Annotated in this window: 11 protein-coding genes; 10 read left to right on the top strand and 1 reads right to left on the bottom strand. The window is 26.8% G+C overall.

The window, feature by feature from the left end; genetic code table 4:
* Positions 1 to 21 precede the first annotated feature (21 nt).
* The 8 genes from ychF (at position 22) to AACK85_RS04720 (ending at position 8,084) form a co-directional block, all read left to right on the top strand.
* Positions 22 to 1,122: a redox-regulated ATPase YchF gene (gene ychF / locus AACK85_RS04755; protein WP_338969723.1), complete on the top strand. Its 1,101-nt coding sequence runs from the start codon at positions 22 to 24 to the stop codon at positions 1,120 to 1,122.
* A 26-nt stretch (positions 1,123 to 1,148) separates the two neighbouring features.
* The gene (gene ispF / locus AACK85_RS04750) at positions 1,149 to 1,607 is read left to right on the top strand and encodes a 2-C-methyl-D-erythritol 2,4-cyclodiphosphate synthase (RefSeq protein WP_338969721.1); all 459 of its coding nucleotides are present in this window, start codon (positions 1,149 to 1,151) and stop codon (positions 1,605 to 1,607) included.
* A 24-nt stretch (positions 1,608 to 1,631) separates the two neighbouring features.
* Positions 1,632 to 3,086, top strand: coding sequence for a glutamate--tRNA ligase (gltX, locus tag AACK85_RS04745; protein ID WP_338969719.1), 1,455 nt, complete (start codon positions 1,632 to 1,634; stop codon positions 3,084 to 3,086).
* A complete protein-coding gene (locus tag AACK85_RS04740) occupies positions 3,087 to 4,283 on the top strand; it encodes an HD domain-containing protein (protein WP_338969717.1) in 1,197 nt (398 codons plus the stop codon).
* Between the two features lie 40 nt (positions 4,284 to 4,323).
* Entirely contained in the window at positions 4,324 to 4,764 is a 441-nt protein-coding gene (gene rpoE, locus AACK85_RS04735) for a DNA-directed RNA polymerase subunit delta (protein WP_338969715.1), read from the top strand.
* Between the two features lie 76 nt (positions 4,765 to 4,840).
* Positions 4,841 to 6,433: a CTP synthase gene (locus AACK85_RS04730; protein ID WP_338969713.1), complete on the top strand. Its 1,593-nt coding sequence runs from the start codon at positions 4,841 to 4,843 to the stop codon at positions 6,431 to 6,433.
* Positions 6,434 to 6,523: 90 nt separating this feature from the next.
* Entirely contained in the window at positions 6,524 to 7,417 is an 894-nt protein-coding gene (fba, locus tag AACK85_RS04725) for a class II fructose-1,6-bisphosphate aldolase (RefSeq protein WP_338969711.1), read from the top strand.
* Between the two features lie 43 nt (positions 7,418 to 7,460).
* Positions 7,461 to 8,084: a lipoprotein gene (locus tag AACK85_RS04720; RefSeq protein WP_338969709.1), complete on the top strand. Its 624-nt coding sequence runs from the start codon at positions 7,461 to 7,463 to the stop codon at positions 8,082 to 8,084.
* 43 nt (positions 8,085 to 8,127) lie between these two features.
* On the opposite strand, the gene AACK85_RS04715 is transcribed toward AACK85_RS04720, so the two are convergent.
* Positions 8,128 to 8,727, bottom strand: a complete 600-nt coding sequence (locus AACK85_RS04715) for an FMN-dependent NADH-azoreductase (RefSeq protein ID WP_338969707.1) — start codon at positions 8,725 to 8,727, stop codon at positions 8,128 to 8,130.
* A gap of 147 nt (positions 8,728 to 8,874) precedes the next feature.
* Here AACK85_RS04715 and AACK85_RS04710 point away from each other — a divergent pair, with 147 nt between their 5' ends.
* Both AACK85_RS04710 and AACK85_RS04705 read left to right on the top strand, forming a co-directional pair.
* Positions 8,875 to 9,558, top strand: coding sequence for a hypothetical protein (locus AACK85_RS04710; protein WP_338969705.1), 684 nt, complete (start codon positions 8,875 to 8,877; stop codon positions 9,556 to 9,558).
* Positions 9,559 to 9,596: 38 nt separating this feature from the next.
* Positions 9,597 to 13,850 (top strand): ABC transporter permease, encoded by a 4,254-nt coding sequence (locus tag AACK85_RS04705; protein WP_338969702.1) that lies wholly within the window; start codon positions 9,597 to 9,599, stop codon positions 13,848 to 13,850.
* Positions 13,851 to 13,870 lie beyond the last annotated feature (20 nt).

The following is a 13,870-nucleotide window of genomic DNA, read 5'->3' as shown; positions in this document are numbered from 1 at the left end:
AAAATTGGAGGGACACAAATTATGCCATTACAAGTAGGTATTGTTGGATTGCCAAATGTAGGCAAGTCAACGCTTTTTAATGCAATTACAAACTTAAAAGTTGAAGCAGCCAATTACCCATTTGCGACAATAGAACCAAATGTAGGAACGGTTGAAGTACCAGATGAAAGACTAACAAAATTAGCATCAATATTTTCATCGCAAAAAACAATCTCAACTACAATAGAATTCGTAGATATAGCCGGCTTGATTGCGGGTGCTTCAAAAGGCGAAGGATTGGGTAATGCGTTTTTAGCAAGTATTAGAGAAACAGATTTAATTTGTATGGTTGTCAGGTGTTTTGAAGATAAAGAAATTACACATGTTGAAGGGTCGGTAGACCCTATTAGAGACATAGAGATTGTAAATTTAGAGCTTATGTTGGCAGATGAGGCAATAATTAAGAAAAGACTTGATAAAGTTATACCAAAAATTAAAACTACAAAGGATAAAATTGTTTTAGCAGAGTATGAATTACTTCTTAAATTAAAAAAACAATTGGAAGATAATAAAATGCTTTATGATTTAAAATATACAGATGAAGAACGAAAAATTTTGAAATCTTTTCAATTGTTAACTTGCAAGAAAATGTTATTTGTTGCAAACATTAAAGAAGAAGAATTATCAAAAGAAAATAATGAATATGTTAAACAAGCATTAGATTATGCAAGCAAAAATAATTGTGCAGTAATGAAAATTTGTGCAAAGATTGAAGAGGAATTATCAGAATTAGATAAAGACGAAAAATTATTGTTTATGAATGATTTACAAATAAAAGAATCAGGATTAGATGTATTAATAAAATCTGCTTATAAGGCTTTAGAACTTCAAACATTTTTTACAGCAGGTCCAAAAGAAGCGCATGCTTGGCAATTTAAAAAAGGATCTACTACTCCGCAATGTGCGGGTATAATTCATACAGATTTTGAAAGAGGTTTCATTAAAGCTGATATATATTCAGCTCAAGATTTGTTTGAATATGGTAATGAAAGTGCATTAAAAAATGCTGGTAAATTACGTTTAGAGGGTAAAACATACATTGTCCAAGATGGTGATGTTTGTAATTTTAAATTTAATATTTAATTAAGAATGGTTGTGTGATTATTTAAATGTTAAGAATAGGCACAAGTTGAGATCAACATAATCTTATACCTGGGACTGGCTTTAAAATAGGCGGTCAGCTTTTATTGGGTATGAAAAATATAGAAGCATATTCTGATGGCGATGTCGTTTTTCATTCAGTCGGAGAGGCCATTATTGGTGCTTTAAATTTAGGTGATTTAGGAGATCATTTCAATGAAAAAAATCAAAAGCCAAATTTTAATTCAAAAATTATTTTGGAATGGTGTCGAGAAAAATTAATTGAATTATCAGCTACAATAAATAATATAGATATATTAATAATTTTAGATACACCGAATCTAAAAAAATATAAAGAAGAAATTAAAAATGCTATTGCACAGCATTTAAAAATAGATGTTTCACAAATAAATGTAAAAGCAACAACATCAGAGAACAATATGCAAAATATTATTCAATGCTTATCAAGTGTTCTTGTTGAGAAATAATGAATTAGAAAGATATGACAAATTATGAATAAAAATTTCAGATTAAGATATGCCCCCAGCCCGACTGGATATTTACACATAGGAAATGCAAGAACGGCATTAATGAATTATTTGTTTGCACATCATTATGAGGGGTCATTTATTATAAGAATAGAAGATACGGATTTAGAAAGAAATGTTAAGGGAGCAATTGATTCACAGTTCAATAATTTGAAATGATTGGGAATTATTCCGGATGAATCAATTTTTAATGAAACTCCAAAAGAATACGGTGAATATATTCAGTCCAAAAAATTCAATCATTATTTAGAAATTGCAAAAATTTTAGTTAATGATAAAAAAGCATTTTATTGTTTTTGTACACAAGCAGAATTGGAAATAGAAAAAAATCGCCAAGTAAATAATGGTATTATTGCAACTAAATATTCTGGAAAATGTAAATTATTATCGCAAGAACAAATTGATAAAAATTTGAAAAATAATTTGCCATATTCAATTCGTTTTTTGGTTGATTCTGATAAAACATATAAAATTAATGATTTAGTAAGGAAAGATGTTGAATTTTCTTCAAATGAAATTGGTGATTTTGTAATTATAAAGACAAACGGAATTGCAACTTATAATTTTGCAGTAGTTATTGATGATCACGACATGCAAATAACGCATGTTGTTAGAGGTGAAGAGCACATGTCAAATACACCTAGACAATTAATGATTTTTGAAGCTCTCAACTGAAATATTCCAATATTTTGTCATTTAACATTAATAGTTGATAGCAATAAAAAGAAACTGTCAAAAAGAAGTGATAATTCGTTATTTTTTATAGAACAATATAAAGAACAAGGTTATATTCCAGAGGCGGTATTTAATTATATTTCGTTATTGGGTTGATCACCAAAAAATGAGCAGGAAATTTTTTCAGAAGAAGAATTTATAAGAATTTTTGATGAAAGACAATTTTCAAGATCACCATCAACTTTTGATATGAATAAAATGAAATGATTTAATTCAGTATATATGAAAAAAATGTCAAGTGATGATTATTTATTTTTTATCAAGGAATTTATTGATTCTAATAGATTCAAAATATCAAATAAAAATAATGAATGATTAGATGACGTTCTTTTATTGTTTAAAAATGAAATTGAATTTGGATTACAAATAAATGATCATTTAGATTTATTTTTTAATGAAAGAGATTATACAGATAAATTAAAAAGCGAACTTTTAAAGTTAAATGATTACAAAAAATTAATTGAAATTTTTAAAATTAAATTAAATGAATTGACTGAATTTACAGAGGATAAACTAAAAACAATTATAAAAGAAACTGGTCAATTAACTAATACTAAAGGTAAAGAATTATTTATGCCAATTAGAATAGCAACTACATTAATGACTCATGGACCAGAAATAGCAAAGACTATTTTATTAATTGGTAAAGAAAAAATAATTGCAAACATTGAAAAGGTGATTTAAATGTTACAAAAAGTGATTCGTGATAATGTTTATGGGGATATTTTAATAGATAATGAAGTGATTATTGATTTAATAGATACCCCTGAATTTCAAAGATTAAGAAGAATAATTCAATTAGGTGGTGGGCAATTTGCCTTTACAGGTGCAAATCATAATCGTTTTTCACATTGCATAGGTGTCTATAACATTGTTAATCAATTTTTAAAAAATGATTCTTTTAAAAAAATGAATCAAACTCAACAACTTGAAGTCAAAATTGCAGGATTACTTCATGATTTAGGTCACGGACCATTTTCTCACTCATGAGAAAAAGTTAATAATCGTTCTCATGAACTTTATACAGTAGATATTATTAAATCAAAATTAACAAATATAAACAAAATTTTAATAAATTATAAAATAAATATAGACAACGTTTGCCAAATTATAGAAGGTAAACATCAAAACAAAATTTTAAATTTTTTGGTGTCTTCACAATTAGATGCTGATCGCATGGACTATTTAAAACGTGATGCAATTCAAGCTAATGTCAGTTATGCTTCATTAGATGTAAATTGAATAATTAGGCACGCAGAAGTTTTTGACAATAAAATAGTGTACCCAGAAAAAATAGTCCCTGCAATTGAAGCATATTTGCTTGGAAGATATCATATGTATAATCAAATTTACAATCATAAAATTTCAATTGCATTTGATGTGATGTTGCAAAAAATAATGTTGCGAATTGTTGATTTAGGCAAATCAAATCATGAATTTAAGAATAATCGTGTAAAGGAATTATTTGGAGATCTTTTTTTTGATAAACCAATATCTTTAATTAATTATTTACAATTGGATGATTATACGCTATTTGAAATATTTAAAACCTGCAGTCAGGAAAATGACAAAATTTTAATCGATCTCTCAAATAGAATTATTAATCGTGATTTTTTTTCTCATTTTACAGATGATAAACAAGAAGCAATAGATAGTTTAAACAAATCTGATTTGGATCAAAAATATTATTGCGGAGAATATACAATATCTAATTTTGAAATATATAAAGTAAAGACAAATACTTTAAGTGAAAAAGATGAAGACATTTATATCAAAGATAAGAATAATTTAATAACAACATTTCCAAATAAGACAAAAATTATCAGTATTACAACTTTACAAAAACAAAACAAAATATCTTTTCTTTTTACAAAAAAATAGAGTATACTAACTTTTGTAATTAAAAAAGAGAGGTATTTTTATGTCAAAAATTTCTAACCTTGAATTGGCTTATACTTATTTAAGTGGTTTACAAGATAGTGCTACATTTGAAGATATTTGAAATAATATTTCACGAAACATTGAGGGAGAAAATTCACACAAAAATGAAATAATTGCAGAATTGTATAGTGATTTAGTTTTAGATAATAGATTTGCATTAACATTTGAAGGTAAATGAGGGTTACGAAGTTTTCTAAAATTTGAAGATGTTAAAAAACAATATGATTATGTAGATAAGTTTGAAACAACAGAAGAATTTGAAGATATAGAATCATATATGGATGATGATTTTAAAACCATAGATATTATGAATAAACACTTTAAAACGGGATCAACATTTACAGATGATGAAGATAATGTTAATGATGATGAAACAGATGATAATGATACTACAACAAATGAAGATACATTTGATGATTAAAATTCTTAAAGACAATTATTGTTAATAATTAACAGTTGTCTTTTTATTTTTATAGATATTTTGAGAGGAGAAAATTATGGCTAAATATATTTTTATTACAGGTGGTGTTGTTTCTGGTTTGGGAAAAGGTATAACAGGTTCTTCACTTGGTGTATTGTTAAAAAACTCTGGGTGTAAAATTTTTATGCAAAAATTTGACCCGTATTTAAACGTTGATCCAGGAACTATGTCCCCAATTCAACATGGAGAAGTTTATGTAACTAATGATGGAGCAGAAACTGATTTAGATTTAGGCCATTATGAAAGATTTATTGACATTAATTTATCAAAAAATTCATCAATTTCTGCAGGAAAAATTTATAAAGATGTTTTAGAAGCAGAACGTAGGGGTGAATACGATGGCGCCACTGTCCAAGTAGTACCCCATGTTACTAATGCAATTAAAAACAAAGTTTATTCAGCGGCGACAGAATCTCAAGCAGATATAATTATTACGGAAATTGGTGGAACTGTTGGTGATATAGAATCACAACCTTTCATCGAAGCTATTAGAGAAGTTAGAATGGAAAAAGGAAGAGATTCAGTTATTTTTATTCATGTTGCATTATTGCCATTTTTAGGAGTTTCAACAGAATATAAAACAAAACCAATTCAGCATTCGGTTAAAGAATTACTGCATTCTGGTATTCAACCAGACATTATTGTTGCAAGAACAACAGGAATGATAGATGAAAATATAATTACAAAATTAGCAATGTTTTGTAATATACCAAAACAAAATGTTATTGTTGCTTTAGATGAAAAATCAATATATCAAGTACCCCAAGCTTTGGAAAAACAAAATTTACATAAAATTGTTGCAGAACAATTTAAAATTAAATTACAAAACACTGACATGAATGCATGGAACTTATTTGTAAAAAAAATTAATGAATCAACAAAAGAAATAGTTATTCATTTGGTAGGAAAATATGTTGAATTGCAAGATGCATATTTATCGGTTATGGAATCGTTAAAATTTGCCGGCTACAAGTATGGAGTAAAAGTAAAAATAAATTGAATTAGAGCTCAAGATTTAAATGAAGAAAATTACAATGAATATTTAAAAAATACAGTAGGTATTTTGGTGCCGGGTGGTTTTGGAGAACGCGGTTTCTTGGGTAAATTTTTAGCTGCAAAATATGCTAGAGAAAATAATATTCCCTATCTTGGAATTTGTCTTGGTATGCAAGTTGCATGTATCGAATTTGCAAGAAACGTCTTAAAAATAGGAGATGCAAATTCTACAGAATTTGTAACTAATACTAAAAATCCTATAATAGACATCATTGAGGGTAAAAACAGAGAAAATATTGGTGGTACATTAAGATTGGGAGCTTATAAGACAACAATAAAAAATAATACTCTAGCTGAAAAATTATATAATTCTGATGAAATTATGGAAAGACATAGACATCGTTTTGAATTTAATAATAATTATAGAGAGCAATTTGAGAAAGCTGGTATGATTTTTTCAGGAATTTATGAAGAAAAAAATTTAGTAGAAATAATAGAAATACCAAAAAACAAATTCTTTGTAGCATCTCAATATCATCCAGAATTTACATCAAGGCCGAATAAACCAAACCCGTTATTTGATGGTTTTATAAAGTCAATTTTGACCACTTAATTTTTGAATTATAAGAAATTGACAATATTATAATTAACTAGTAAGAAAATAAGTTTATAATTAACTAGTAAGAAAAAGGAGAAATAAAATATGCCAAAAATTTATCATGAACGTTTAGTTAATGCAAAAGAAATGGTTAAAAAGGCTCATGCAGGAAAATACGCAATCGGCCATTTTAATATTAATAATTTAGAATGAACTAAATCAATTTTGGAAGCTGCACAAGCTTCAAACACACCAACAATTATTGCTACTTCAGAAGGTGCAGTTAAATACATGGGTGGTGTAAAAACAATTGTGGGTATGGTTAATGGATTATTGGAAGAATTAAATATTACTATTCCAGTATCACTTCATTTGGACCACGGACAAAGTGTTGAAATGGCTAAAAAATGTATTGAAGCAGGTTATTCTTCAATCATGTTTGATGGATCACATTTACCTTATGAAGAAAACAAACAAAAAACAAAAGAAGTTGTAGAATTTGCAAAACAATATGAAGTTTCAGTTGAAGCTGAAATTGGTTCTATCGGCGGAGAAGAAGATGGAGTTGTAGGACAAGGTGAATTGGGTGACCCAACAGAAGCACAAGAATTTTCAACTTTAGGCATTGATATGTTAGCGGCTGGAATTGGTAATATCCATGGTAAATATCCAGAATGATGAACTAGTTTATCTTTTGAAACTTTGGAAAAACTACAAACAGCTTCTAAAATGCCAATGGTTTTACATGGTGGATCTGGAATACCACAAAATCAAGTTGAAAAAGCTATCTCATTGGGTATTTCAAAAATTAATGTTAACACTGAATTACAATTAGCATTTAGAGATGCAACACGTAAATATATTGAAGAGAAAAAAGATTTAGATGATAAAACAAAAGGTTTTGATCCTCGTAAATTATTAAAACCAGGAGCAGATGCAATTAAAGCAACATTTTTAGAATTAACAGGTTGATTTGGTTCTCAAGGTAAAGCTAAATAATTAATTTTAAAATTAATTATTTATATAACAGAGTAGTTTTAAGATGAAAAAAATATTAAATATTTTATCTTTATTAAGTTTAACAACAACAATTAGTTCTCCAATAATTTCCTGTGATGTTTCTTCAATGATTTGAACTTTAGGTACTTTTGAATATAAAGCAGCAGATATGCTAAATAAATGAGGCGATGGTGAAACTCCAGAAAGTATTGCAAACGAAAAGGGTCTAAAAGAAGATGAAATATTTAATCAATTCTATACAGACGAAATAGCAAAATGAGGTTACGATATTTCTAACGGATCAACTTATTTAAGCAAAGTTTTGTGTAACGATCCAAAATATTTAGATACATTTAATAGTAATAATACAGTAAAATCAAATGAATATTTGGATTTCAATTTTCAAACAGTTTATATTAATTTAGCATTCAATTTTCATGAACTAAATTTAAATTTGGATTTAGATGAAGATAAAAAAATTGCTTTAGACATGGCTACAAAATTAGATGAATTAGATATAACTCTTGTTGTATTAAAAGATACAGCAATAGATAATTCTATTGATTGATATTCAAAAGAAACTCTAGCTCGCCTTGCAAATAGAGAAACTAACCTAGGTGGAGTTATGTATTATAGAATTACTTTAGAAGCTAATACTTCTGCATAATAAAAAATCTTGTTTAAGAATAATTCTTAAACAAGATTTTTTATTAGAATTCCTCTGCCTTTGCAGTTAATTCTTTAGTAAAGGTATTGATTGCCTCTTTTGTCGACATATCTTTTAAAGGTTCTACTTTAGTTCCACCTATCATAATTGGCTCTTTTACTTTTGCTCCGGCAAATTCTCAAGTTCCTTTTAAATAAGCTGTAATATCTCCTCAAGGATATCAACCTTTTGGTGCACCTTGCGCTGCAATAATTTGTACTGTCAAATGATCAAGCAATCCTTTTGAAGCACCTTTTGTTTGATATTTATATGTAAATACTTTATTTGAAACAAATGTTCTGTCAATATAATTTTTCATTGCAGTAGTTATGGTGAAATTATTCATTGCACAAGCAATTATTAATTTATCAACTGATTTTAATTGATTAATATATTTATCTGAATCAATATCGTTTCAGTAATTTGCTAAATTTTCTCTAGTTAATGAAGTTTTTGCCATTTTTTCTTCCTCAAGATCGATGATTGTAAATTCATCGTTAGGATTTTTCTTTTTATAAATTTCAATAAATTTTTCTAAAGCTGCAAAAGAATATGATTTTTCTTTTTCAGAAAGGGTAGCGTGTAATACTAATATTTTACTCATTGTTTTTCCTCCTAAATTAATTATATCAATTTTGAAGTAAAGAGATTTGCAATTTTTGTTTAATAGTTTAAAATGGTATAATAATTCAGGAATACAATCCGCAAATTATGAAAGAAATTAAAATGAATAAAAGGAGATAGCTGTGGTATGAATAAAAAAATACTTTCAATTCGTCTAATTTATTTAATTTTAATACTTGCAAACGCCTGTTTATTATTGATAGAATTATTTAAATTTGACACACCAGAAAATATTAGTATTGCCTTTTCTGCTTCAGCTTTTATTAATATAATTTTTTCAATAATAATATTACTTTTCATATTTGCAACTTTTGTTACTTTTTTACAAAAATGAAAAGGTACATCAGTTAAAAAAAGAAGACAAAAATTTTTATCTTTTAAAATTTCTAAAGATTTAATTTTTATTTCAATTAATTCGCTTCCGTTCTTAATAATTTCTTTTAAAATTGCAGTAGAAGAACTTATAAAAATAAATTTATTTACTTATACACTATTTTGAGTTATTTTAATTTTTTGTGTGATTATATGATTATTTGTATTCATTCTAACTATCTCGATATATGTAATTTATAAAAAAGTAATCAAAAAAATCATGCCTTTAGAAGTAGAAAATGATATTTTTTGATTTTTTGAAGAGGATAATTTTAATTTAGAGATTTCTGATTTCTATAATTTTGATTTAAATACTGACAATGAAGAAATCAAAGTTACTATAACAAAATACAAAAATATTTATTTAAATGATTCATTTGTTAAACTTCAATTTATAATTAATGAATCAAAGAGATCTTCTAATCCACAAAGATTTTAATATTTTTAATTTCTAAAATAGAAAATGAGAGGTATTTTATGCATGGAATTAGACTTTTAATTAAAAATGCTTTTAAATCATCTATAAGGAATATTTATCAAATAATAGGTTTATCTTCATTGATTTTACTTGTTTCTTTGATAATTTCATTGTTGATTTCAACAGCAAATGCTGTTGTAATTTCAAATGGCAGATTAAATGAAACATCTAATCTAAGAGATGATTTAATTCAAATTTCAGGAAATAGCAGAATTAATTATGATTCAAAAAATAATCCAACACCTGAACAAACAGAAATTTTTGGTAAACTTAATGGAGAAACAAGCCAAGAAATTTTTCAAGAAGCATTGGTTAACTATTTATCAAAAGAAATGAGTTTTGATTGAACTAGAACTGAAGGTAGAACTTTTAGTGATTTAAAAATAGATTCACAAAGTTTATTAATTAAAACTTTAATAAAATTTGGTAATAAAACCCAAGAATTATCTGCAGATAATTTGATAGACACAAATAGTGTAGATAAATTAAATGTTTTTTCGGGAAATTATTTTTCAAGTGATTGAAAACAAGCAAAACATCAAGTTATTTTACAGGGTTCATTTGCCATTAGAAATAATATTAAAATAGGAGATATTATCAGACTTCAAAAAGATTCATATTCAGAATTTTATGGCGACCAATTAAATGTAAACTCAGATTCAAAAATTAACAATTCTTTAGCGCAAAGTTTAAATGGTAGACATTGATATGAAGCATTTGCATCTACAGAATATGCAAATGCTTCATGATTTGAAGTAATAGGTTATGGAGAATCAGCAGATTTTGCTATGCCAATAATAGATGCAACAACACCATTACCAAATATCAAAAAGGATTTGCTTGCATATCTAGCACCTAATGTTTTTGGGTTTGATTCCCAAAATTCAGAAACAAAAGAATTATTATCATATAATCCACGTAATGCTATTTTAACTTTAACTTCTGATAGCGATCGTGAAGTTTATTATTCATTAAAAGCACAAAATAAATCTTCAAATTTTATTGAAGTGTTGCAAAATAGATATAAAGAAATTGCACAAATTTTTACAGATACAAATTTTGTGTTTGCAAATGGTGATTCAAAATATTCATTTAATAATCGAGTTACTATGTTTCATACGGTGACTTTAGCATACAATGTAGTATCTTATGTGCTGTTGTTAATAGTTGTTGCAATATCTGTAGCTACAATTATTTTAATGACTCAAAAATATGTAGAATCTGTGCAAAAACAAATAGGTTGTTTGAAAGCATTGGGATACAAAAAAAGAGAAGTTGTTTCTAACTTTATTGCAATTCCACTGGTGACATCTGGAATAGGTTGTATTTTGGGTTATTCCATTTCATTGGGAATTGGACAACTTGTCCTGTTTGGTTTTCAAGGATATTTTAATATTCATTTTGGTTCAATTAGTTTTAATATTTGATCTTTTGTGAGTTCAATATTATTTACATTTCTGATTATGACAATAATTGCATTTTCTACGGCTTACTTTAATATAAGACACAGTCCACTTGTGTTATTAAAAGGTAGTTATCAAAATGATTCTGCATCAAGTTTTGCTCTTAAAATCAAAAAAATATTGCCACATAAAGGATTTAATGCTAAATTACAAGCAGCTTTAATTTCATCATCATTTGGTAAATTATTGGGAATGACAGTAACGATTTTTCTAGCAACAGTATTAATGTCAGCAACAATTATTGCACCGAAAATGATGTCAGATAATATTAAACAAAATTTTACTGGTTTGGATTATAAAAATGCAGTAGAATATACAACGCCGTTATGAAATAATCCGTTAACTTTCCAAAGAACATATAATCCAAATTACCAAGTCAATAATGCAGCCAATGATGGTTGAGGTTATTTGGATGCTGATCAAAAAAGAAAAGATTCTGTAGCTGTTATACAAAAATCTGAACTTAAAGGATCAAGCGCATATACAGTTGATGCAATTTCAGCTTTACCTTACAATTCAGATCCTTCAAGCATTGAAGTATTTGATGTAAATAAAATTGTAAATGCAATTATGTCTGGTAATTTAAGTAGCGATTTTTATTCATACGATATACCAACAAATGATGCTATGGGTTCGAGTTGATCTAAACTAGCATATATGGGATGAAAAACTTTATCTATTGAATTTTTAAGAAATTTAAATTCTGTTTTGGGAGGATCATTAGCAATTGGAACACTTGCAAAACAATGACCAGATTATGTGGATTTATTAAATAATCTTTCATCAGAAACAAATGAACATAGTTACTTTGCAATTTTATTAGCTTTTTATAAAAATTACTCAAATGGAATTCCGTTATTTGATTATGCAGATACTACAACCACAGTTACTGCAGATAAAATTGCATCAGACTTAGGAACATACTTGCCAAATAAAGATTGAATAACTGATCCATATTTGCAAAAAATATCTATTGAAACAAATGAAAATGGTATAGAATCTAATTTTACTTTCCATGATAGATCTGATAGCGAAATAGATATTAATAAAATAGATGCATCAACATATATTGATACTGAGGATGTAAAAAATATTACAACACAAATATTAAGGTGATTTTGAGGTACGACTTATAAAAAAATCGGAACAATATTATTAAACACAGCTTATTCTCGTGCTCCATATTTTGTGCAACAAAAATTAAAAAATGCAATGCTATTTAATAATCAATATTCATTGTCATTTAATGTTTCTCCATATGATCAAACAATAGATGATTTAGGAACAATGTTAAATGCTTCATATAATTTATCAAATGGATCAGAAAGATCAGTTAAAATATATGGAATAGATGAAAATCAAAAAACAGTTGATTTTAATGGTTTATCAAATAATTTGTTTGAAAAAGATTTAAGTAATGTAATTCCAATAATTATTAATAAAACTGTTCAAAAACAAACTTCTAAAAAAATTGGAGATTCAATTGACATTGACTATTATTATAATGAAATTCAAAAATATGATGATACTTTAAATGAATGACATTCTTCACAATTGACAGATGATTTTACAACTATAAATGATTTAGATACAGCAATTGGATTTGATAATAAAAATATGGTTTCTACATCATATATACCAGAATCTGCAATGGATTATTATTCAATTAATGGTAATTATACAGATGCATTGGTTTCTGGTGTAACTAATGCAAAAGTAGGTGGAAGTGGCATTTCTGCAGCTGGTTCTATTACATCTACAAATAGCTTACCAATTCATGATGATGTGTTGAATGGTAAAATAAAATATACATCAATTAATAAAAATGCAGTGTTCAAAATTGTTGGTGTTCAAGATTCATACGGTAATCCACAAGCATGAATATCTAATGACAATGCAAATATTTTAACAAAATATAATGAGACACAAAAATATGATTATAAACATCTTTTTGTAAAACAATGACAAAACATTTTAGCAAATGCAACAACTTACAATTTAGAAGATGCTGATGGTAATCCATTATTTTCATCAATAGTAAACCTAGAAGGTGATTATCCAGATTATGATACTTTGATTGAAAAAAGTTCAACTGGAAATGTAGATGCACAAAAAATATTAAATTTATTTAATAAAACATATCCTATTTATAATTATAAAAATTCATTGTCTGCTGAAACATACGACATTGATCAAGTAATAAGCACCAATCAAATGTATGGTGATTATTCTGCAATGGGATTAAATGGTGGTTATAATGAAGTTGATGATGGCAGTGGCGGAACTGTAAAACAAGTATATCAAGAAGGATTTGGTCAAGGTGCTATTTCCTTATTGTATCCAATAACACAAGCAAGACAAATTTTAGAACAAATTACAGATATTGTTAATATGGTTATTATTATGTTTTTAATTATCGCGTTAATTGTTTCACTTACAATAATTATGCTTACAACAAACATAATTATTAAAGAAAATGCACAATTTATAGCAACAATGAAAATATTAGGTTATACAGACGTATATATTGTGACACAAATTATTGGTATGTATCTTGTCGGAATAATAATATCGTTTATAATTGGATTTGTTGTTTCTTGATTTACAGTTTTAGGAATGGGCAATTTACTCGCAATGAATTCAAGTTGAGTTTTACCTGTTAATTATTACTGATGATATCCATTCGCTGTATTTGGTATTCTATTAGTGATTTATACATTTACAACCTCAATTGGATGGGTAAGTATTAAAAAAATAAAACCAATTGTAGCATTACAATTTGAAAAATAATTAAATAAAAAGTTGACAAC

The sequence above is a fragment of the Spiroplasma endosymbiont of Labia minor genome, from assembly GCF_964019845.1.
In the GTDB taxonomy this organism is placed as follows: domain Bacteria; phylum Bacillota_I; class Bacilli_A; order Mycoplasmatales; family Mycoplasmataceae.
The sequence above is the reverse complement of the archived record's forward strand: the minus strand, read 5'-3'. Positions and strand labels throughout refer to the sequence as shown.